This is a genomic window from Acinetobacter sp. ANC 4973, assembly GCF_002135275.1.
Taxonomy (GTDB): domain Bacteria; phylum Pseudomonadota; class Gammaproteobacteria; order Pseudomonadales; family Moraxellaceae; genus Acinetobacter; species Acinetobacter kyonggiensis.
Genome location: NZ_NEGM01000018.1, coordinates 1 through 24046, shown reverse-complemented (window position 1 = coordinate 24046; position 24046 = coordinate 1). Strand labels below are relative to the sequence as shown.

Genomic DNA, 24046 nt, shown 5'->3' with positions numbered 1-24046 from the left:
TGATGTGATTGAGTTGCTCAGGTAAGATTCCATAGTTATTGGTCATCTTAAGTATTTTTACTGGACAAAGACCCGTAGCAATGCCCTACTTGTTCCTTATTTAAATTGTGACTTAGTATGAATGAACGGTTTATTTGGCAAATTCTAGGCTGGCGGGAACGTGTTCGGGATAGGATGGCGGAATAAACGACTCAGCCATCCTGCCATATTTTATAGTTAATGATGTTTATACTGGCGTGTACAGTAACCACGGATTACCTCGGGCAAACGTAACTGCAAATGCTTGGTTTTACGCCCCGCCACCCGTTTACGCCATAGCTTAAAACTACCCGACTTTAAATTTTGCCGCATTAACCGAATCACAGCAGATTCATTCAGCCCAAACTCACGCTCTATGGCTTCAAAAGGTGTTCTATCCTCCCACGCCATTTCAATAATCCGTGATAGATCTGCACCCATATATTCGACCGCATTATCCACAGCATCACCCTTATTTTATTAAAAAGAAAAATATTAAAATCATGAAGATGAAAAAAGAAAAACAACCTATCTGTATGGTACAAGCTATCTTTCCTGATCTTTTTAAATCATGTTTGCCCACCAATTTTAAAAGACTCAAGATGAAGAATTTGTGATTTTTCTTCAATTTTTAATCCAATACTTTAGATTAAATTTGTTCGCTTTAGCTTCACATGGATTTTTTGCAGTAGATAAAAATAAAGCAATATCACTCTAAATTTTATTAAAACTCTTATGCTATACAAACTGCATAATTACTCTTGCAAAAGTTGGTGTACATTTATCCCATTCACAATTTCAGCAATCAGGTTCATCCTGAAATCAAATCTATTTTTTTATTTCTCTGACATTTCGTTAACTAATTTTTACTTTCGTGGGTAGATCATAAGAAGGGTGTTGAATTCAAAGCTTTCTGTATTATTTTTTAATGTTTAAAGCAGTTAATGATTATTTTAAAAATTATGATGAATTAAAAAAAAATCAGCCTTGAATGGGCAAGGCTGATTTTAACGGGTCACTGTGGGAATTTATTTATGAGGATAAATCCACACACAGATATTTCATTTCGAGGTATTCATCAATACCAAATTTAGAACCTTCACGCCCTAAACCAGATTGCTTCACCCCGCCAAACGGAGCAACTTCATTTGAAATAGCACCAGTGTTTATGCCGACCATGCCATATTCCAACGCCTCACCCACACGCCATTGACGCGCGGTATTCTGCGTGAACACATAAGTTGCCAAGCCAAATTCGGTATCATTCGCCATCGCAACCGCTTCTTCTTCAGTGCTGAAGCGGAATAATGCAGCCAATGGGCCAAATGTTTCTTCTTTAGCAACCTTCATGTCTTGGGTCACTTCAGTCAGCACGGTTGGCTCAAAGAAAGTGCCGCCTAAACTTGAACGCTGACCGCCAATTTTAACCTGCGCACCTTTGCTGGCTGCATCTGCAATATGTGACTGCACTTTAGCAATGGCATCTTCATCAATTAACGGGCCTTGGGTCGAACCTTCCTGACGGCCGTCACCCACTTTTAAATTGGCTACGGCAGCAGTCAGCTTTTCAGCCAGCGCATCATAAATGCCATCTTGCACATAAATACGATTCGCGCAGACACAAGTTTGACCACTATTACGGAATTTACTGACCATAATGCCTTGGACAGCCTGCTCCAGATTGGCATCATCAAAAACCAATACCGGTGCATTTCCACCCAATTCAAGCGACAGTTTTTTGATGGTTGGCGCACACTGCTCCATCAAAATACGGCCAACTTGAGTCGAACCAGTAAAGCTCAGCTTCTTCACGCTATCACTTTCGCACAGCGTTTTGCCGACTTCAATCGCATCGCCACTAATGTGCAGCAATACATCTTGCGGCAAGCCCGCTTGCAGCGCCAATACTTCTAAAGCATAAGCCGTTAACGGCGTTTGCTCAGCAGGTTTCACCAGCATTGAACAACCAGCAGCAATGGCTGGCGCAGCTTTACGGGTAATCATCGCCGCAGGGAAATTCCACGGTGTAATTGCCGCAGTCACCCCAATGGCTTGCTTAATCACCAACAAACGCTGATTTGCTAGAGTTGGTGTAAGCACCTCACCATCAATACGGCGTGCTTGTTCTGCAAACCAGCGGATAAATGATGCCGCATAAGCAATCTCACCGCGCGCTTCCGCCAAGGGCTTGCCCTGTTCTGCGGTCAGTATTTGCGCCAATTGCTCTTTGTTCTGCAACATTAAGTTGTACCAAGCCCACAAAACATCAGCGCGCTGCAATGCAGTTTGCGCTTTCCATGTAGTTTGCGCAGCCTGTGAACGGGCAATCGCCTGTTCTACAGCCTGACGGTCAAGTGATTTGACCCATGCCAGTGTTTCGTTGGTTGCAGCATCATTCACTTCAATATAACAGCCGTTTAAAGGCTGCTCAAAGCAAACATCAGGATGCTGTAATAAATCTTTCAAATGATCTGGAAGCATTTCAATCACTCATTCATTATTATGCAGTTAAAGTTGCAAATCCTTGTTTTAAAATAGCAAGGCCTTCACGGAATTGCTCTGTTGGAATCGTTAAAGGATAAAGGAAACGAATCACATTACCATAACGACCACAGGTTAAAATCAACAAGCCATTTTGCATTGCATAATTTTGTACAGCTTTGGCTTGTTCAGCTGTTTCCAGTTCAACCGCAACCATTGAACCCAATGCGCGAATATCGGTCACTACATTGCTGGTGGCTTTAAGTGTATTTAAGACTGAAACCAATTCAGCGCCCAATACATTGGCACGATCACACAGACCTTCACTTTCAATAACATCAATCACCGCATGTGCTGCAGCAACAGCAATTGGGCTACCTGCATACGTACCACCTAGACCACCAGGATTTGGTGCATCCATCACATCAGCGCGTCCAACCACAGCAGAGATTGGGAAACCACCACCCAAGCTTTTTGCCATCGTAATAAGATCTACTTTAGTTTCATAGTGGTTCATGGCAAACAACTTGCCTGTACGGGCAAAGCCTGACTGAACTTCATCAGCAATCATCAAAATACCATGCTGATCACATAATGCGCGTAAACGTGTTAAAAATTCTGCGGGTACAACATTAAAGCCACCTTCACCTTGTACAGGCTCAAGCACAATCGCAGCAACATCATGTGCAGCAATATCTTCAGCAAAAACATCTTCAACACTCTGGATAGCATCATCCACCGTAATGCCTTTTGATTCTACTGGATAACGTGCATGGAAAACGCCAGCAGGCATCACCCCAAAGTCACGTTTGTAAGGAGCAGTTTTACCAGTCATTGCCATCGTCATAAATGAACGACCGTGGAAACCATTACCAAAAGTCACAATGCCGTGACGACCCGTATGTGAACGAGCAATTTTGACTGCATTTTCGACCGCTTCAGCACCAGTAGAAAAGAATGAAGTTTTTGCAGCACCCTCAATCGGTGCACGTTCATTAATACGCTCAGCAAGAGAGACATAACTTTCGTAAGGAACAACCTGATAAGCAGTATGGGTAAATTTTGTTAATTGTTCAGTAACAGCAGCAATAATTTTAGGATGGCGATGACCCGTATTCAGTACTGCAATGCCGCCTGCGAAATCGATAAATTGATTGCCTTCTACATCCCAAATCGTCGAATTTTCTGCTTTCTCCGCATACCATTGACACATGACACCAACACCACGAGGCGTTGCTTGCTGTTTACGTGCATTCAGTGCAGAGTGTTTACTGTCCATTTCGTACCTCATTCTTGATTCATACATTGTAAAATTTTGGCATCCATATCATGTGATTGATGATATGCAAATGATTCATTGATTTTGCGCTTTTATTGGCATGAAACGAGAGCCACTTTGGATAAGATAGAGAGAGCCAATTTATACTTATCTGGCGATTTAAATTTTTTTTAAATATATAAATCAAATAATTAAAATAAAATCATAAAATGGCACCTTTTTTTTAAAGGTGCCATTTTGATGCGTTGCGACAATAATTAAAAATTATAGATAAACAATAAATTCAAGAGTCTACTGTGTCCAGATGCGTCTCCTCCTGCCAAAGAGCCTGCATCACCGCCAATGAATACATCATTTTTGCCAGTGATATATTCTGCGGCCAGCGAAAACTGCTGAATATCCAGCTGAGCACCCAAAAGACTACGAGTCGATGTGGCAAAACCTGACTTATCCTTATCAAATACGGCATAGCTCGCATAAGGGGTTAAATCATAATCTTTGTAAAAATCATTGATTTGATAATCAACATTTGCCACATAATAATTGGCTTTGTTGGCAACATAATACTTCGATTCAAATGAGCCGACCGTTGCATAATCCGCATTGCTCAAAGACTTAGTATCTGCACGATTCTGTCCAGCAGTCAAAGTTACATTAGCATTTTGATAGTTCAAACGACCAAAGACATTCCATGCATTACGATGCCCCGTTTGACCATTGCTGTTTTGCAAATCTGAATGCCAGTACGACCCGCCTAGATTAAGTTTAACCGGACTGTCTTGCAGCGGAATTTGCTGACTGATACGTGCAACCCACATGTTTTTTTCTTCAATGTCATCGGTCGTGGCATCTTCAGGCTTAACATAATTGGCCGCATAGCGCGCTGCGTCGCCATCACCCACAAAACTTCCGCCATCACGAACAAAATAAGCCAAATTTACGCTGGTATTGGCACCTAATTGCTGCTGCCAATTGATGCCCAAATTATGCACATCTTCTAGGCCGGCATTGTCCATTGAACTGCCGTACCAGCTACTGCTCCAAAAACGGCCAATGCCAAAAGGCATATCCTGCAAGCCTACTGTAATGCGGCTGTCATCATTCAGCTTATAGCCCAAATTAGCATTCACCAAAGTTGAAAAATCACATAAGGTATCATTTTGATAGCAGCGGTATTCCACACCGCCAAAAAATGTCTTGGCATCATATTTCAAGCTAAGTTTTGCCGCATTAAACTTTAATTTATGGTCACTGTCCGAATAATCCTTATCTTGATAATTCGCACGCACCCACCCTGACACCGTCAGCTTTCCTAAATCTGTCTCCGCATCTCCCCAAGAGAGCGTATCTGCCTGCACGGCAGCCGACATTGCCATTACACTGGTAAGGGTACAAAACGAAAATGGTTTCACTAGAAAGCGCTGCAACATAATAAAAATCCCGAAAAGAAAGAATAAATTCCAAAAGCTCATCTCTGGCAAAAGCAAAATTTTTGATAAAATTTGATAAATGAAGGTATTCAAACTTCAAATTCATGGTTGATCCAATTCTGCATCCTGCAAGAAATCTGATCATTAACCCGGATAAATGCCGCGCTCTTTGCGCGCCATTAAAATGCGTTCACATGCCAAAATGTAGGCTGCGGTACGTAAAGAACATTCTGCTTGCGTAGCTTTAATCCAAACGTCAGCTACAGCATTTTTCATAATCACATCCATGCGCTGGTTGATTTCTTCTTCTGTCCAAAAATAACTGGCAAGGTCTTGTACCCATTCAAAATAGCTGACCGTTACACCACCAGCATTGCAAATCACATCGGGTACTACCGTGATTTGGCGCTTACTCAAAATTTCATCCGCTTCAGTTAAAGTCGGGCCATTGGCACCTTCCAAAATTATTTTGGCTTGGATCGTTTGGGCAACATGGACATCAATCACACCTTCAAGCGCCGCAGGAATAAAAACTTCCGCAGGAATTTGCCAAAACTTTGCAGCCAGAATTTCATCTTTTGCCGAAAATCCCTGAATCTTCTGATGGTGTTTTGAATATTCGATTAACTTTGCAATATCAATCCCTTGCTCTTGATACAAAGTCGCGGAATGATCCTGCACACAAATGACCTTGCTGCCATTTTCATGAAACAGTAAAGCTGCTTCGCTGCCGACATTGCCAAAGCCTTGTACACACACTCGGGCATCGTTCAAATCTAGATCAATCCGCTGAGCCACTTCACGCCCAGTAATATATACCCCACGCCCTGTCGCTTTAATCCGCCCTAAAGAGCCGCCAAGATGGACGGGTTTACCTGTCACCACACCTGTAACGGTAGAACCCGAATTCATAGAAAAAGTGTCCATCATCCATGCCATAATCTGCGGATTGGTGCCAACATCGGGTGCTGGAATATCTTTTTGTGGCCCAATAATAAAATTGATTTCTGCGGTATAGCGCCGCGTCAATCGTTCTAACTCACGCTTAGATAATTGGGTTGGATCGACCCGCACACCGCCCTTAGCACCGCCAAAAGGTAAATTTAGTGCAGCACACTTAATGGTCATCCATGCGGACAGTGCCATGACTTCATCTAAATTGACATCAGGATGGAATCGCACTCCGCCCTTTCCTGGCCCACGGGTCAAATTATGCTGAACACGATAACCTTCAAAATGCTGCACCGTGCCATCATCCATAATCACGGGAATATCGACAATTAAGCTCCGCTTCGGGCGTCGAAGCATATCCAGCCTTTCGCTCAGCTCGCCCAGATGGGGAGCCACTTTATCTAACTGCTTAAGATAATTATTCCAAGCAGTTGTACCCTGCTCCGTATACGTCAGACCTTTCACCATCGTGTTCATTGCATGATCCTGTTTTTGTATGCAGACGCATTTCCTTGCGGCTGCAAAAAGTATAAATTTATGTAGGTTTGTTGGCATTTATTGATTCATGTCTTCAGGCTGCGTGATCTAAATTAAAAAATTAAGCTTAGATTTTTCGCTTGGGCTTTAACCAAGATGTGTGTATATTGCCTGCCGTTTACAGGCTCGCATTTACACCAACCGCGCAAAAGCGAGATACTTTACAATTTCTGCCTGACCAGATTATTTTGCACGTACCGACATTGCTCTCACGAGAGCCACTTTGAATTTGTAGGAGAGAGCCAATTGCGTAGTTTGCTTGGAGATTATTTGCTGCAACGATTACAGCAAGATATTGATGGAACATTGCAACTGCGATTATTTCGCTGCTTGCGTAATGCCATGATTGATGGCGTATTGGCACCCAAAACTCGTTTACCTGCATCAAGAGATCTTGCCAAAGAGATCAAAGTCTCCCGCAATACGGTATTAAGCGCTTATGAACAATTACAGGCACAAGGTTATGTCGATGCCCGTACAGGACAAGGCACTTGGGTCACAGAGAAATTGCCCGAATCGTTTTTAATCAAAGCAGAAAACACCAACATTCCGATTCAAGAAAAAAAATCTCAGCAAAGTTACAGCTTATCTCAGCGCGGTTCATATTTAATCGGCTATTCAGCAGCATCGCCTTATCAATGGGGGGCATTTGTACCCGGTGCACCAGATGTAACTGAATTTCCTCACCATATTTTTAGCCGAATTCAGACCCGTTTGAGCCGTGAACCAGAAATCACTCGATTAATTTACAGCAATGCAGGCGGATGTCTGGAACTGCGCCAAGAACTTGCGGAATACCTTAAAATCGCGCGTTCCGTACAATGCGATGCCGATCAAATCATCATTACCGAAGGCACGCATCAAGCCATAGATTTGGTTTCGCGCACCTTGAGCGATATCGGTGACGAAGTCTGGATCGAAGATCCTGCTTACTGGGGCGCGCGCAATATTTTACGCATTAACGGTGTAAATTTGCGCTCACTGCCTGTTGACCAAGAAGGCATTATTCCTGACCTTGATCCCAAGCAGCCGCCTAAGCTGATCTTTGTCACACCATCGCATCAATATCCTTTAGGTTCACATCTGAGCCTTGAACGGCGCAAGCAACTGATTGCAATTGCCCGTCAGCATAAAAGCTGGATTGTGGAGGATGATTATGACAGTGAGTTCAGATTCTCAGGTCAACCCTATCCATCGTTGCAAGGATTGGAACCCGATTCACCAGTAATTTATATGGGAACATTCAGCAAAACCATTTATCCTGCGCTGCGCATCGGTTATTTAGTGGTGCCGAAAAAACTGTTTTCGCCACTGCGCATTGTGGCATCAGAACTGTATCGAGGTGGACATTTACTGGATCAAAAAGTGTTGGCAGAGTTTATCCGTGAAGGACATTATGGGGCACATATTCGACGTATGCGCTTACTTTACAGCAAACGCCATGCATTTTTAATTGATTTAATTCACCGTCATTTGGGGCCAGATTTTCTGCACGAATACAACACCGCAGCGGGCTTACACCTTATTTTAAAATTGCCAAGCAGCAGTGATGATGTACTAATTGCATCGAATGCACTCGATCAAAATGTAAAAGTCAGAGCACTCTCTCAATATTATACAAAACACTATTCTACGCGGCAGAAAGGATTGTTGCTTGGTTTCGCCTGTGTCAGCGAACAAGAAATACTCGTCGCTTTTGGTATTCTGTTGAAGTGCTTACGCGATGTCGGTATTCCCACACTTAATTAATTTTCTATATTAATCAAAATTTTATTTTTAAATCAAACTTAACTTTTTGTCAGTTTTTAAATCTCTGGCAAAACTATGTATTGCTTTTTTATTTTATTTAGTTTTTATTTTCCTGTAAATATCCTTTCCTGTACTTTTCACATTTTTAAAGCAATTGGCTCCTTTCAATAGATAAAAAATGGCTCTCGTCACCTGACAACAAAAAAGAGAAATTAGCAGCACACATAAACAACATGTAACAGTTGTGTAACCAAAGTGTGATCTTTCACCTGTTTACAGAACCATCAGATTTATCCAAGTTAACTTAATCTTAATTAAGTGCTTAATAATTCAGTTGCAGTTTCAATGGATAGATAGTGCGAAAAAGGTATAGACCAATATTGCAACTATATCCTTGATATTAAGGGAAATAATATGGCTGAAAATCAACATGCCTCCGAGCCAGATTCATCACAAGGCTTAAAAAATGGACTTAAATCACGCCACCTCACCATGATTTCTATTGCAGGTGTGATTGGCGGCGCATTATTTGTCGGCTCAGGAAATGTAATCTACAATGCAGGGCCAGCTGCACTCATCGCATATACTCTAGGCGGATTATTGGTTCTATTCATCATGCGTATGCTCGGTGAAATGGCGGTACTTAATCCCGACAGTGGCTCATTTTCAACCTATGCAGACCGCGGGATTGGTCGTTGGGCTGGATTTTCGATTGGATGGCTATATTGGTCTTTCTGGACCTTACTTATGGGATGGGAAGCCTTTGTTGCCGGAAAAATTCTCAATAGCTGGTTTCCATTCATTCCAATTTGGGGCTACATGCTATTCGTCATTGTAGCTTTGGTCTGGATTAATCTACGTGATGTCAAAAACTACGGTGAATTTGAATTCTGGTTTGCCTTAATCAAAGTCATTGCAATTGTACTATTCTTGGTTGTCGGTAGCTTAGCCATCATGCACCTTTGGCCTTGGGGCGATGCCACTATGCTAGGCGGGGTGACTTATTTGACCGCTGAAGGGTTTATGCCAAATGGTTTTTCTTCTATTATTACTGCCTTACTGGGTGTTATGTTTGCCTATATGGGGGCAGAAATTGTCACCGTTGCAGCCGCTGAAACTAAAGATCCTGCGAAAGAAATCCGCAAAGCATCTAACTCAATTGTCTGGCGAATCATTTTATTTTATGTCGGCTCAATGCTGATTACCGTTTGCTTAATTCCACACAACAACCCGCTATTAAAAGACCCAACTTGGGGTACATACAGCGTTACCCTTACTGCATTAGGTATTCCTGAAGCACGCCATATTGTCAATTTTGTAGTGTTAACTTCTGTATGTAGCTGCTTTAACTCTGCACTCTATACGTGTTCACGCATGATGTATTCCCTGTCCAAGCGTGGCGATGCACCAAAGAGTTTTGCATTCACCAACCGTAATAATAGCCCATGGGTCGGTGTTATTTTCTCAAGTCTTTTTTCAATCGTTGCGGTATATTTCACTGCGACTGAAAGCATGAATATTTATGATGTATTAATGCTGGCAACAGGTACGGTGTCTTTGTATGTATACCTTGCGATTGCAATTTCACAATTGAAGCTGCGTAAGAAATTGGAAGCAGAAGGTGTCGATATTCCATTTAAAATGTGGCTCTTTCCTTGGCTGACTTATCTCGTCATCATCTTTATTATTGGTGCCTTAATTACTATGGTCATTGAAGGGACTTATCTTAAGGAAGTGGCATATACCAGTGTTCTTGCCTTATTTATTGTTGGCTTAGGAATTTGCGCACAGAAGTTTAATTGGGGTGGCGGGAAATCTGCAAACAATAAAACTGCACAAAATAAAATTAATATTACTGACAATCACTATTAACAAACTGCTATAGATCCCCTTAAGATGTTCTGTGAATAACCGCTATGGTTGTTCACAGAACATGATTATCTTTTTAGATTAATTCAACTTTTATATAAATCTAATACATAAAATTCATATCATTTCGTAAGTTAAAATTCCTCTACCATTGCCTCCACATCAAATATGTAGAAACGAATCGTTTTTAGTATTTAAACTTCACATTAAAACGAACCATCATTGGATCTCCCCAATTGACCAATTGCGCATTCGGTGTGGTTCCAGCCAGATATTCTTTATCGAATAGGTTTTTAATACTTAGACCCGCTCCCCAAGTTTTGGCTTCATAACCCGCATTCACATCAAATAATGCATAACTTGGTAAGTAGACAAAGTCTGTATTGCGCTGTGCTGTTCGAGAACCTTGATAACGAATACCCGCACCAATATTCCAACCGAATTGATCAGGGCTAAAATAATATTGGGTGGATAATGAGCTGGCATTTTTAGGTATATGATTACTACGTTTACCCAGCTCACTGGCAGTCACACTTTCTGTTATTTTTGCAGTTGGAATATAACTATATGTTGCGGCTACATTCCATTGATCAGTTAATGCCGCCGCCATTTCCGCTTCAAAACCTTGGGTGACTTGCTCACCAGTTTGAATAGAAAAATTTCCAGAAGCATCTGATTCAGTGACATTTTTACGGGTGAGATCATAATAAGCCACATAGCCTTGTAAACGCTGCTCAAAAGCTTGTAATTTGATGCCAATTTCCGCTTGTTTACCCTCTTCAGGATTAAGTAATGTGCCATTTTCACCCGCATCCGTCACTGGCATAAAAGAGGTTGAATAACTGATATACGGCGCAAACATATCATTCATGCGGTACATGACAGAAGCACTGCCCGTAAAAGCATTGTCTGAATTTTTAGTGGCTGTATTTTTCAAGACATTATCAATTTCAACTTGAGTCCAATCATGACGGCCTGATAGCCCAATAATCCAGTGATCATCAATTTTAATGGTATTGCGTAGATATAAACCTGCATATTGGCTATAGGTAATTTCCTGACTCGGTGCGCCTATTTTTTTAATACTTACATTGCCATAGCTTGGATCATTGGCATTAAAATCATTAATCGTATCTGTGCGACGATAATAATCACTGCGTTCTCGCATCATATCGACACCGATCATGACATCATAGTTGAGCTTTCCAAAATCGAAATTACGCTGTAAATGATTATCCAAGGTATAGTTAATATCTTGTTTATCTTGATTATTAATTGCACGTTTAATCGTTGGCAGAATATTTGTACCCGATGCTAATATCGCATTCCCTTTTGTATCGGTTTTGGTCACAGCAAGGTTTTGTTTAAAAGTCCAGTCATTATCAAAATAGTGGGCATAATTCGCACCAATACGATAAACATCCACATCATAGCCATAATTCGGCTCACCAAAAAACAAGCTAGACGAATAGTTTTTATAATCACCCTTACTATAGGGAATACCCTGCTGACGGATATATTTACGATGTTGATAACTGGCAATCACAGATAAATCATCTTTATCGCCTAAATCAAAATTATATGATGGTGCAATATATTGATTTTTAAAATATACATAATCCGTTGGATCATCCTGATCAGACACTCGTCCTACCACACGAAAAGCACCTTTTGCACTTTCATTTGGCGCATAGTTCATATCAAAAGTTACTTCTTTTAAACCATAACTGCCATAACTTAACGCCCCTTTATAAGACGTTTCTGCTTGTGGACGTTTAGTGGTCAAATTAACTAAACCACCTGGCAATGCTAATCCGAAACCCACTGATGTTGGGCCTTTCACAACTTCAATAGATTCTAGACCCGAAATGTCTTCAGCTCTTAAAACATTATCTGATGCTTGTACACGCAATCCATCAATATAGGTTTGTGAACTGGAAATTTGTCCGCGGATAATAAAGTCATCCCAACCCCGACGTCCATATTGACCAGAGGTCACGCCAGCGACTCCATCTAAAGCTTCCGCAACTGTTTTTGCTTGTTTTTGTTCTATTTGCTGATTGGTGATAACACTAATCGACTGTGCGGTTTCAAATAAAGCGGCATCTGACCGAAGTACTGCACTTGCTGTTTTGGCTGCATAGGGTTTTTCATCGGTTTCAGCTTGAGTCGTAATGGTCGGTAATTGATTGCCCGATGGCTGTTCTAAATCGGATTCTGATTGAGCATGTAATGCTGTTGCCATAATGGCCAGAACTGAAAATGCTAAAAAGGACAGATTGAACTGCATGATGCCATACCGATAAAAACTTAAACGCAATTATAATCATTTTCATTTAAAAATATCACGCTTACTAAATGCAATATCATCAAAGCTGTTTAATCGTAAAAATAATAGACAACTTTATAGAATTTAATTTCCATAAGCCAACTGGTTTCCAACTCCGTTTTTCAATTTTTGCACTGTCACTCTTTTAAATATGAGAGGATTATTCACTCTTTAACGTTGGTTCCAATTTTAATTTCTCTGCTAAAAAATGGATAAAAACCTCTATTTTAGGCGCTAAATAGCGTGTTGGAGGATATAGCAACCATGCATCTCCACTATAGTAAGTTTTAAAATACCAGTCTGGTAATACTTGAATTAACGCTTTAGTCTCTAAAGCATGCCGAGCAACAAAATACGGCAAACTGGCAATCCCCATATGCTTTAATGCTGCATCTAATCTTATGCCTGTATGGTTAGCTGAATAACGGCCTTTCACAGAAACACTGGTTGTTTTATTCTCTTTTTGAAATTTCCACTTCGAGTCACTTGCCTGCTCCCCCAAATAAATACATTGATGTTCCTTTAAATCCTGAGGTTGCTGAGGCATCCCATGTTTTTCTAAATATTCAGCCGTCGCTACAATCACATGATCAATTTCAATCAGTTTTCTGCCCTTTAATCCTAATGATGGTTCATTGGTAATTCGTATGGCTAAATCAATTTCATCATCAATAAAGTCTATTAATTTATCTTCCAATAACATTTGGACATCAACTTTAGGATAGCGTTCTAAAAATTCAGGAATATGCGGATGAAGTAAATAATGCCCCACCGCCTTAGGCACACTGATTCGAACAGTGCCATGAGGTTCAGAATTAAACTTGCCCGAATTGTCGATAACCGCTTGAGCTGCATTCACCATTTCTAAGCAATAAGCATAAACCTGTGTTCCGCTTTCACTCAGGCGCAATTTACGCGTCGTTCTTTGCAGTAAACGGGTGCCGAGCGCGCGCTCCAGCCGAGATATCGCTCGGCTAATTGCAGATGGCGTATTTCCAAGCTGCCGAGCGGTTTCTGAAAAGCTGCCTGTTTCTACAACTTTGACAAAAATGGCCATTTCTTGAAGCAATGAAATACTTTGATTTGTGCTCATGAGGCAAAAATGATTTGATTTTCTACTAGATTATCATTACCAAGCATCATTTATATAATCTTTTTATTCGATTTATTCAGAGAATTATATGACTCAAGCCCTCTATTTATCAGGCAAGACCTGTGCTGACGTAAATGTAATAGACTGCAAATTAACTCAAGAGGGTCTTTTCGCAGTTCAGCTTGCTGCAACGCCTTTTCATCCTCAGGGTGGCGGGCAGCCCAGTGATATTGGAAAAATTAACGCGGTCACCGTTGAGCATGTTGCTATGCAAGATAAAGAAATTATTCATTACTGTCGTCAAGAAATCCCCTTAGGCAAAGCTTATGCTCAGGTCAATCTTGATAAGAGACAATATTTTAGCCGTTTACATTCAGCAGGACATTTAATTGGCCATGTGATGCAGGCCTTTGGCTGGGAGCCGATCAAAGCTCAGCACTGGCCAGAAGATTCCAAGGTGCAGTTTATAAAATCGGAAGCTACTCAAGATATTGATACAGCGTCTCTGCAAGCCATCTGCAATCAATATATTTCTGACAATTTGCAGAAATTTATTACGCAAAACGCAAATGGTTACCGTGAGATAAACTTTGGGCATCTGCCTGCATTTGCCTGCGGTGGAACCCACGTAGAATCTTTAGCTGAAATTATTGAAATCAGCATTGCCGAATATAAATTGAAGAAAGGTAAATTAACGATTCACTATAAAATTTCTGATGAGCATCCATAATATGTGGGCGCAATATGGTTCAGAATTTTTAGCTTTGGCTTTAGTTCATTTTCTTGCAGTACTTTTACCGGGTCCAGATTTTGCAGTGACCGTAAGGCACAGTGTCCGCTATGGGTATTTGATTGGATGCCTAACCGCGATAGGAATAGGTGCAGGGATTTCAATCCATGTTTTATATACCCTTGTTGGGCTCGGCATCATCATTCAGCAAAGTTCATGGCTAATGTTTTCTTTACAGATTTGTGGGGCAATGTATTTAATCTATTTGGGATGCAGTTTATTGCGTACTCAGCCCTTTAATTATGCTGCTTCAACAGAAAATATAGACAGTCTTCCTTTGAGCAAATGGAAGGCATTTATGACCGGATTGATGACGAATGCTTTTAATCCGAAAGCGACCCTATTTTTTCTTGCTATATTTACGACCTTGGTTCATCCAATAACACCGATGAAAATTCAAATTTTTTATGGTGTTTGGATGTGTGCAGTCAATGCATTGTGGTTCATGGTTGTTGCCATTTTATTTTCTCGGCCAATGGTTCGGAATAACTTCTTAAAAGCTGGAAATAAATTTGAGAAATTTATGGGAGCTGTATTAATAATACTTGCTGTAAAACTGCTATTCACAAATATATGATTTTTAAAGTTTTCTATAATCAACATATAACACCGTATATGTTGATTGTAGAAAGTATTTAACAGGTCAATGTATTGGCACCATCGCCATGATGCTATACCTACCCCATGTTGGCCACGATCCAAAATCACAAGATCTTTAGCTGAACAATTTCCTGAAAAACAAAAAAAACTAACCCTATCTTGCGATTTAAATACCCCATTAAGTTCAGACTGAAATGATAAGCCTTAAAATAAAACGGAGATAAACTTAAAATCCAGTCAATCGCATGGATTATTCAAGTCTATTGATTCAAATCATGAAAATAATTTATTTTAAAATGAAAATATTTCATCAAATTCATAACCTTAAGGTACTGATAAAAACTAAAATACCCTGCTTCAATTTTTCATTATTTACTATGTCTAAGCTAAAGCGCCAAAAACTTACTCTTCCAGATGGTCATAATAAACTTTTACTACACTCTTGCTGTGCGCCATGCTCTGGTGAAGTGATGGAAACCATGATTGAATCGGGCATCGACTTCTCTATTTTCTTTTACAACCCCAATATTCATCCTGTTAAAGAATACTTAATTCGTAAGGAAGAAAATATTCGCTTTGCTGAAAAGCACAATATTCCTTTTATTGACTGCGACTATGACACTGACAATTGGTTTGAACGTGCTAAAGGGATGGAAAATGAACCTGAAAAAGGTAGTCGCTGCACAATGTGCTTCGATATGCGTTTCGAACGTACCGCGCTCTATGCACATGAACATGGCTTTAGCCTCATCAGTAGTTCGCTGGGTATTTCTCGATGGAAAGATATGAAGCAAATTAATGGTTGTGGTATACGTGCTGCCGAGCATTATCCCGATATAACTTACTGGGATTACAACTGGCGAAAAAATGGTGGTGCTCACCGCATGATTGAAATCAGTAAAAAGGAAGAGTTCTATCAACAAGAATACTGTGGATGCGTGTATTCACTTAGAGATACTAATCGTTGGCGTATGAGCAATGGTCGTGACCGCATCAAATTAGGCGTGAAATTCTATTCCAATGCTATGGATAGTGAAAAATCCAGCACCGATTAAATTATATAGCCTTGTAATCAATATCATAAGAAAACGATCCTTTTTCTGGTGCCAAAAACACCCAATTTTCGTTCATCCCATAGGTATGTTAAACTAGCTGTACTTTTAACACCTGCGCTATGTCGTAGGTGTATTTTTTTAAATCTCCCTTTTTGAAATTGAATTGTTCTGTCTGTTCAGCGTGATCTCCCCATCGACGCTGTGAACCGTTATTACTTTTCTATTTGCAAAATTATTTTTTAATCTTCCTGCCCGTCAGGAGGTAAGGTCCTTTTATTTTAAAAAAAGTGACTTTGTGCTGACGGGTTGTAAAAACGATGTTGAAAACCATGTCTCCCCCACACATTTCTAGACTCACTTTTGCCACTTTATTGTTTCCTTTGGCATTGGTTTTATTTGAGTTCGCTGTCTATTTGGGCAACGATTTAATCCAACCAGCCATGCTTGGTGTAACCCGTGATTTTGGCGTGAGCAGCTCTTGGGCACCCTCATCTATGTCATTCTACCTGCTTGGTGGCGGCTGTATCGCGTGGCTAATGGGTCCATTGTCGGATCGTATTGGTCGTAAGAAAATTTTATTGGCAGGTGCACTATTTTTTGCAATAACTTGCTTACTGATTTTATTCACACAAAATATTCAAAGTTTTTTAGGCTTACGTTTCCTACAAGGCATGGGTTTGACCGTGATTAGTGCCGTAGGTTATGCAGCCGTTCAAGAAAACTTTGAAGAGCGTACTGCAATTAAAGTCATGGCAATTATGGGCAATATGACTTTATTTGCGCCACTCTTAGGTCCTTTAGTCGGCTCATTGATGATTGACCACGTCTCTTGGCATTGGGGCTTTGTCGGAATTGCAATATTGGCTTTACTGGGTTGGCTTGGTCTAAAAGTGGCCATGCCAGCAGATCAAAAAGTGAATCTGACACAAAAACCTATGAGCAGTATTTGGAGTGATTTTAAAACAGTCTTTAACAATAAACAGTTTGTGATCATGACCAGCGCCCTGCCAATGGCATGTTTACCAATCATGCTCTGGATTGCATTATCGCCTGTAATGCTCGTTGAAAACCTCGGTTTTAGTGGTCTGCAATATGGTATGGCGCAAGTACCAGTATTGGGTGCGCTAATCTTGGGTAGTGTGATTTTAGTTAAAATTATTGATAAATATCCACTCGGTCAAACCATTTTATTCGGTCTACCGACCATGTTAGTCGGCGCACTGATCATTCTAATCGGCTTATTCATCCCGACTTATTTCGTATGGACGCTGATTATGGGTATGACCATCATGAGCTTTGGTGAAGGGATTTGTTTCTCTGTGCTGTATCGTTTAGCCATGATGTCATCGGACGTATCGAAAGGTACAGTTGCGTCGGCTATGTCAATGATCATGATGCTCAGCTACTTTGTCGTGCTTGAAGTATCACGCATGTTGTTTGAAGCTTATGACCTGATGGCATTTAGCTTATGTAGTTTGGCATTGGTGCTGATGTGGTTTACTTTACCACGCACGATGTTGAAAAAAGTGATGCTTGAGCGTAAAGAAAAAGGTCAGTTCTAATATTTTTTTAAATTAGACCAAACTTAAAAAGGCGGAATCATTTTAGTGATCCCGCCTTTTTTATAGCGTATTTCTGAATCAAACAATCAAATGCTAACTGGCTTGATTCACATACCAGTTTTTCCATGAACTACTACCACGCACTTCTATCGGCACTGTCAAAATCAAGTTGTTTTTTAAAATTTGCGTTTGATCAACTGCTTTGGCAAGGCGGGCTTTGACTGAGTGAATACATTCACGATCACCAAATTCACAGCGGTCTAATGTTGTCCCACCACACGGGCCATTGGCAAGACCTTTAGGGCAAGTTTCAGGGCAAATATATAAGGTATCACCTAGGCGACATTGCCCACAACTTTCACAGCCCACTACACCATGTTTACTGACAAATTCAGTTTTAAGCAGTGCTTGCGCTGCAAGTGATCCATTCCAAAACCGCGACTGGAAAATAAAATTTCCAACACCTTTTGCAACTTTAGACTCGAATAAAGCATCATGCATTAAATGCAAATGCTGATATTTTAAAATCTGCATGGAGCTTACAGGGCGTGAATAATACGTCAGCGCTGGATAAAACTCGTTGCCTGTTTTGACTTGCCAAAGTGTATTCCACAACAACTCAAGTTCATCTAAACCAAGATGACGATACTCCTCAATATAGCTCTCTAACAGCAATTGCTCTTCAGGTTTATGACATGCCGAAAGGTGCACACCTGCAAAACCTAACTGTTTGCAGATTAAAATTTGTAACGCACAGCGTAGATACACCCGATCAGTCAAACCTGATTCTTTTTCTTCACCCAAGATCTTGAGCATATGTGGTGTAATCACAATGCCCGCCACTTGATGCTTCACCATAAAATTGGCGCGTCCTAATGTTAGCGGCATGACACAGGCGAGTATTTTTTGAGCATAGCCATGTTGGGTTAAAAATGCTTTCGCTTCTTTCAAAGCAGACAAGTCATAACCCAATTGAGTAATGATATAATCTGCGCCAGCCTTCAGCTTTTTATGCAATTTTAAATACTGTGCATCGCGTTCAGCTTCAGCATATTTAAACGGGTTAAATGCGACTCCTATACAAAAACCAGCATGTTGTTTTGCTGCCATCACGGCATTTACCGATTCAAGGTAACGCGTACGCTCACTAAAATCCTTTCCCTTGTGATGGTTTTTAAGCTTATCACCTGTGAGTAATAATAAATTTTGCTGTCCAATCGCTTGAGCATCATTTAAAAACTGCTCAAAGTCACGAATGTCCCGCCCCTTACCAGCAAAATGCAGCACTTTTTCAATGTGTTTCGGGTAAGCTTGTGCAGCAATAATCGGGGCAAGATCATCATCCGCATGGACTCGATCGGCCAAAGTCATCAATGCTGCAAAGCCAGCAAATTGAGTTTTTACAGGCAAAATCTCTTTCATTGAGCAGAGATATTCCACCAGTACACAAAACTGATTTTGAGTAAAACAAGTCGAAAGTTGGGACATAAAGGGAAAGTGATCCAGAGGATCAAGACAAAATAAAAGCGAATTATAATCAAGATCAGCTTAAAGTGCATCTGATGCTACACAATTTGGCAGCATCAGAAGTCATACCGATAAAATATAGGCTAGCCCCATACGTCCTGTGCAATTTCATTCATCAGTTTCAGTTTTTTCCACTGCGTATCATACGAAATACGGTTGCCCTCTTCCATCGAGGCAAAGCCACTTTGTGGACATAGACCCAATTGTTCAAGCGGTAGATACGCTGCTGCTTGCTGAATTTTGGCAATCAGCTTCGTTTTGTCTTCAACAGTCTCTATTTTAGTCGATATCAAACCTAAAAAGACTTCAGCATTTGTGCCCTGTAATTTTGCTAAAGGCTCAAAACCACCCGCACGCTCGGTGTCAAACTCTAATAAGTAACGATCAATATTATGTAATTTTTCAAAGATAAAACATTCAATCGCTGCATAGCCACCTTGATACAACCAACTCGATAAAAAATTACCGCGGTTAATATGCAGTGCCACCACAAGGTCTTCAGGCTTATTGGCAAGTGCAATATTTAAAGTCTGAACAGCAAAATGTGCTAAATCATCAGGATTCATGCCCAATGCAAGCTCTTTGTCACGTTGTTCTTCATCACACAAATAGGCCCAAAATTCATCGTTAATCTGAAGATAACGACAACCTTGCTCATATAAGGCTTGAATCGCTTTTTGATAAGCCTGCCCTAGATCTTCAACGTATTCAGTCAAACGATCGGCATAATGACGATTATTGCGCAGATGTGGATACAACATCATGTTAGGGCTAGGCAAAGTAAATTTTGCCGTCGCAAAACCATCAATGGCCTGATGTAAAAAACGATAATGCGCAAGGCTTGGATGATCTTCTGGAAAATCAATTTTCCCAGTTACACGAACATCATAGGCTTTGCTAATGACACCTTTAAATTGTCGTCCATCACGGGTCTTATAACCTTGAATACCGTCAAACTGTTCAAGAAAATCGTAATGCCACCAACCACGGCGAAAGTCGCCATCCGTCATAATGGTGCAGTCATTATCCAACTGAATATCAATCAGGTTATCAATTTCGGCATCTTCCACTTGACGTAATGTTTCTTCATAAATCACACGATCAGCAAAATCATAACGGGCTTTTTTCAGTTTTAAGGGTCTTAAAAAGCTCCCGACATGCTCGACCTTATTATTGGCATACTGGTTTTTTGCTGCTTGGCTCGTGTTGCTCTTCATAAATGTCGTCATTTAAAATGTAGCTTGGATTGAATCGGAGTGTGGAAGAAATGTCGAATTTAACTTATAGATTCTTTAATTATTAAATAGTAATAAGCATCATAGACTTAACAATATTTATGTATCTTATTTAACACATTTACTGAAATATACTCATGTTGAGGTGAACTTATTTCATGTTTCACTTCATAAAAAGCCAGATGACGTATCATTTGGCTTTCGACTCGTCACATTTAACTTGAAAAATTAACTATATTTTAGAATTATTCTCAAAAAACTCCCCCCAAACTTCTACCCAAATTTCATTCACAAGTTGAAGCTTACGCAAATGTGCATCATAAGGAACACGATTGCCTTCTTTAGTTGATAAGGAACTACATTGTGGGCTTAACGCCAATTTGCTCAAGCGGTAAGAATTTAGGAGCTTCATGAATACGTGCAATAATTGCATCTTTATCCTTAAGCTCTTCGACTTTCTGACACAAAACATGATTTATTTGGATTATTAAATAAAATAGTTAAACCAAGCTCAACAAATAATAGGCAAAAAAAAGACTTATAAGCATTTGATTAGCTTATAAGTCCTTTAAATATATTGGTAGGTATAAGCAGACTCGAACTGCTGACCTCTACGATGTCAAAGACAGTACAATTTAAATAATATCAAAAGCTTAAATTTTTCCTGTCGCATTTCATCATTTTTTTATACTAATAATCTTTGCAATTACATGTAATAAAACATTGTTCAAGTGAGCATTCCGTTTAGGCAAAGATCAGGCCATAGAGTCAGTGTATTTAATAAGCATCACAGCATTTATTAACAGAATATATTTGAAGGATTGAACAAATATTTCATGCCTACATTCTTGTAATCTAAAATTTTAGGTCATAAAAAAAATAGGTTACTTTAGTTACCAAAATTAATATTAATAGATATATATATGAAATTATTAAGATTTAATTGAATTTATAAAAGTTACTTTTAGGTTACTTTTGAGTTACCAGTAACCCAATTTTTAGGTTACCACCAGTAACCTTTTAAGTTTTTGTTTTTTAATAATTAATTGTTTTTTCAATTGACTTAGTAACCCAAAGTAACCTAATAAAAGTTACCAATTATTTTAATATAAATTAATAACTTATCTATTGTTTTTAATGTTGGTAACCTAAATTGAACTTTTATTTTTGGACTTATAAAATTCATTAAATAGTTCTATTTGTTCTCTATCTTTTAATTTGCATCAGATCGCATCACTTTGCATCAAATCGAATGTATTAATATGCCCTCAAAGGCTTTAATAGCATTGGTTTGAGCTATTTTTAGCACTGCATCAAAATAATGACTTTTAGTAAGACTGCGGAGGCGTGAGGGAACTGCGTTTAATGTGGCATCTATCAGAAGGTTATTTGAAAATATTTATTCCAGCTTTGGCTTCTTCTTTATTTTTTAGATTGATAAAAGTAAGTACTATCGCAGAACGATCAGACGAAAAAAGCTGGTGCTATTCCATCAGCTTGATTTAATGCAGTGAATTAAAATAGTATAACTAGCCCAAATCTTGCTTAAGCCAATACCAGTTGATAACAACCTGTTCAGTAAACTGAATAACATTTCTATTCTATTCAGCAGTTTTAAATTGAATTTATCTGCTTTAGATAATTTAATTTTTATAATAAATTTTCAAAAATAATGGGTAAAAGGAATAATTGTAATGGGTAAAAGATATATTTTACTAGGAGCATCGTTATTTATTCTTTTCATTGTGTGTGGCGGATATTTTTGGAAAAATTTTGAGAAAAAAAAGATAGAAGAAAAATTTTGTTTAGAAGCTCAAAATTTTAATCAAGATCAGTTATATCAAAGAGCGATGGTGAGTTATTTTCAGAGCCGTAAAGACGATATCATTTTTAAAAAATCTAAAGATAAGATTGATGATAATGAAAAAAGAAATAATGCAGCTTATAATTTATTTGTTTTGAAGAAAGATATTCTAAATTTTAATGATTTACAGCGTAGTTTTAAAGAGAAAATAGAGAATCCAGATAATACATATGACCCAAATAGAGCTGGAGTGGATAAAATGCTTGTTGGAGACCTCGTATTAAAAGGTATGTCTTATGGCAGTGTTGTGGTTCTTACAGACTATGCAACGATCAGGGACAATATCGAATTGAATAATAAAAATTTCTACCAGCAATCCAATAACAAATACAGTTTTTTATTGACTTTTGATGCGGGTGGGGATAAATCTTGGCAAATATTTTATCCATCAGATTGTTGCAAGATAATTAGCTATGCCGATGTACTTAAAGTACAACAAAATGAAGTGAAACAAAATGAAACGAGACAAATCAAGAATTATGTGTCTGATGTTCCCAAAGCACAATATTTTTTACTGGTTTCAGATTATAGCTATAAAATTAATATGCTCATCAGCGATATGAAGTATCTGCCACTTAAAGAAATTCGTTTTGAATCTGAAGCACATCCTATTGATGAGTGTGGAAGGGTTCACTTTAACGTTTCTTTTTCTATGAAAAGATTGATTATTAATTGAAATTTTAATTAATCTGAATCGCAGATAAGAATTGACTTGAAAAAGAAGAGCTATAGCCAAACCAATATAGTTAAATCAAAAATCAATATCATTACTTTTAAAATAAATTACACATTGCTCAATCTCAGCCGAAAATTTATCTTCCATGCCAACTTTATGGTCAGTCATAAAAACATGTATAAAATACAACCAATCAGAATCATCAGTTTTTATAGCATAATCTATAACTCGCTTAAATGACTTTTTTAGTTTTTGAACCTCAACTTCAGCTAAATAACCATATAAAACTCTAGAACCTGGCCAATTTAGATCCATAAATCCTTCTAAAAGCTTATCTAAATTTTTTTCTACTATTTCTTTTGGGAGATATGGGAGCATAATTGAAAAGTTTTCCCACTGGTAACCTCCAGATGGATCAACCAAAGAGCTAAAATCTAATTCATTTTTCTTCAACTTCTTTTTAATAATAAAGGCCAAATTAATTATATCGTGGATATATAATGTTTGTTCACTCAAATGATCAATAATGGATTTTTCATCATCTAATTGTCTCATGGTGCTTCCCCTTTTTTCGACCAACACTATACTCTCCCAAAGTGCTTAATTAGTCTATTTAATATAATGGCTGTTATACAAAGCAAAAATCGTAGGAGATTGGCCCAATGTTATTCCCAAGTAGAAATGTCCTATACAGGCATTTCCAAGTCAAGCACAGGATTCAGATTTCTTTGTTGTTCTAATTCCTCATGCTGTTGTTGAATATGTGCCAAGACAGAACCCAAACGCTTATTCTCAACGATCTCTCTTTGGTTGAGCTGGCTTAATTTATCGATGATGCTGTAATTGATTTTTCTTCCTTGATATTCAATTGCAACCGTACCATCTGGGTATTCTAAAAACTCGATATATTTACCAATCAAACTATGATTCTGTTCGATGTTTTCTAAAATATAGATGCACTTATCATAGGTAATCGTGAGGCTTTTACTGACCCTACGTGG

General features: G+C 39.1%; 18 protein-coding genes and 1 pseudogene. 7 read left to right on the top strand and 12 right to left on the bottom strand.

Annotated features, from left to right (window positions below):
* Positions 1-216: 216 nt before the first annotated feature.
* The 5 genes from B9T30_RS14630 to B9T30_RS14610 form a co-directional block, all read right to left on the bottom strand.
* Positions 217-459, bottom strand: coding sequence for a TIGR03643 family protein (locus B9T30_RS14630; RefSeq protein ID WP_143223216.1), 243 nt, complete (start codon positions 457-459; stop codon positions 217-219).
* A gap of 591 nt (positions 460-1050) precedes the next feature.
* Complete coding sequence (locus B9T30_RS14625) at positions 1051-2499, bottom strand: NAD-dependent succinate-semialdehyde dehydrogenase (protein WP_086185649.1); 1449 nt, start codon at positions 2497-2499, stop codon at positions 1051-1053.
* A 19-nt stretch (positions 2500-2518) separates the two neighbouring features.
* Positions 2519-3778: a 4-aminobutyrate--2-oxoglutarate transaminase gene (gene gabT / locus B9T30_RS14620; RefSeq protein WP_086185648.1), complete on the bottom strand. Its 1260-nt coding sequence runs from the start codon at positions 3776-3778 to the stop codon at positions 2519-2521.
* 257 nt (positions 3779-4035) lie between these two features.
* Positions 4036-5208 carry a hypothetical protein gene (locus tag B9T30_RS14615; RefSeq protein WP_092688415.1) on the bottom strand — a complete coding sequence of 391 codons (1173 nt, stop codon included), beginning with the start codon at positions 5206-5208 and terminating at the stop codon, positions 4036-4038.
* Positions 5209-5352: 144 nt separating this feature from the next.
* Positions 5353-6636: a Glu/Leu/Phe/Val family dehydrogenase gene (locus B9T30_RS14610; RefSeq protein ID WP_086185647.1), complete on the bottom strand. Its 1284-nt coding sequence runs from the start codon at positions 6634-6636 to the stop codon at positions 5353-5355.
* Positions 6637-6942: 306 nt separating this feature from the next.
* Between B9T30_RS14610 and B9T30_RS14605 the strand changes: the two genes are divergently transcribed.
* Positions 6943-8445, top strand: a complete 1503-nt coding sequence (locus B9T30_RS14605) for a PLP-dependent aminotransferase family protein (protein ID WP_086185646.1) — start codon at positions 6943-6945, stop codon at positions 8443-8445.
* Between the two features lie 414 nt (positions 8446-8859).
* Positions 8860-10317, top strand: a complete 1458-nt coding sequence (locus B9T30_RS14600) for an amino acid permease (protein ID WP_086185645.1) — start codon at positions 8860-8862, stop codon at positions 10315-10317.
* Between the two features lie 184 nt (positions 10318-10501).
* Here the strand turns inward: B9T30_RS14600 and B9T30_RS14595 are convergent, their stop codons facing one another.
* Complete coding sequence (locus tag B9T30_RS14595; protein ID WP_086185644.1) at positions 10502-12604, bottom strand: TonB-dependent siderophore receptor; 2103 nt, start codon at positions 12602-12604, stop codon at positions 10502-10504.
* Positions 12605-12803: 199 nt separating this feature from the next.
* Positions 12804-13736, bottom strand: a complete 933-nt coding sequence (locus tag B9T30_RS14590) for a LysR family transcriptional regulator (protein WP_086185643.1) — start codon at positions 13734-13736, stop codon at positions 12804-12806.
* An 88-nt stretch (positions 13737-13824) separates the two neighbouring features.
* Here B9T30_RS14590 and B9T30_RS14585 point away from each other — a divergent pair, with 88 nt between their 5' ends.
* The 4 genes from B9T30_RS14585 to B9T30_RS14570 all read left to right on the top strand — a co-directional run bounded on the left by B9T30_RS14585 (position 13825) and on the right by B9T30_RS14570 (position 17743).
* Complete coding sequence (locus B9T30_RS14585) at positions 13825-14466, top strand: hypothetical protein (protein WP_086185642.1); 642 nt, start codon at positions 13825-13827, stop codon at positions 14464-14466.
* Position 14467: 1 nt separating this feature from the next.
* On the top strand, positions 14468-15103 hold the full coding sequence (locus tag B9T30_RS14580) for a LysE family translocator (RefSeq protein WP_086185641.1): 636 nt from the start codon (positions 14468-14470) through the stop codon (positions 15101-15103).
* Positions 15104-15503: 400 nt separating this feature from the next.
* Positions 15504-16181, top strand: a complete 678-nt coding sequence (locus tag B9T30_RS14575; protein WP_086185640.1) for an epoxyqueuosine reductase QueH — start codon at positions 15504-15506, stop codon at positions 16179-16181.
* Between the two features lie 329 nt (positions 16182-16510).
* A complete protein-coding gene (locus B9T30_RS14570) occupies positions 16511-17743 on the top strand; it encodes an MdfA family multidrug efflux MFS transporter (protein WP_086185662.1) in 1233 nt (410 codons plus the stop codon).
* Positions 17744-17836: 93 nt separating this feature from the next.
* Here B9T30_RS14570 and B9T30_RS14565 read toward each other — a convergent pair whose 3' ends face one another.
* The 3 genes from B9T30_RS14565 to B9T30_RS14555 all read right to left on the bottom strand — a co-directional run bounded on the left by B9T30_RS14565 (position 17837) and on the right by B9T30_RS14555 (position 20917).
* Complete coding sequence (locus tag B9T30_RS14565; protein ID WP_086185639.1) at positions 17837-19231, bottom strand: methylenetetrahydrofolate reductase C-terminal domain-containing protein; 1395 nt, start codon at positions 19229-19231, stop codon at positions 17837-17839.
* A 122-nt stretch (positions 19232-19353) separates the two neighbouring features.
* On the bottom strand, positions 19354-20487 hold the full coding sequence (locus B9T30_RS14560; RefSeq protein ID WP_086185638.1) for a 5-methyltetrahydropteroyltriglutamate--homocysteine S-methyltransferase: 1134 nt from the start codon (positions 20485-20487) through the stop codon (positions 19354-19356).
* A gap of 250 nt (positions 20488-20737) precedes the next feature.
* Entirely contained in the window at positions 20738-20917 is a 180-nt protein-coding gene (locus B9T30_RS14555) for a hypothetical protein (protein WP_227518989.1), read from the bottom strand.
* Positions 20918-22199: 1282 nt separating this feature from the next.
* Between B9T30_RS14555 and B9T30_RS14550 the strand changes: the two genes are divergently transcribed.
* Positions 22200-23045 (top strand): hypothetical protein, encoded by an 846-nt coding sequence (locus tag B9T30_RS14550; protein ID WP_086185636.1) that lies wholly within the window; start codon positions 22200-22202, stop codon positions 23043-23045.
* 75 nt (positions 23046-23120) lie between these two features.
* On the opposite strand, the gene B9T30_RS14545 is transcribed toward B9T30_RS14550, so the two are convergent.
* Both B9T30_RS14545 and B9T30_RS14540 read right to left on the bottom strand, forming a co-directional pair.
* Positions 23121-23600 carry a DUF5071 domain-containing protein gene (locus B9T30_RS14545; protein ID WP_086185635.1) on the bottom strand — a complete coding sequence of 160 codons (480 nt, stop codon included), beginning with the start codon at positions 23598-23600 and terminating at the stop codon, positions 23121-23123.
* Between the two features lie 131 nt (positions 23601-23731).
* Positions 23732-24046: pseudogene (locus B9T30_RS14540) on the bottom strand (ISNCY family transposase); the annotation flags it as partial.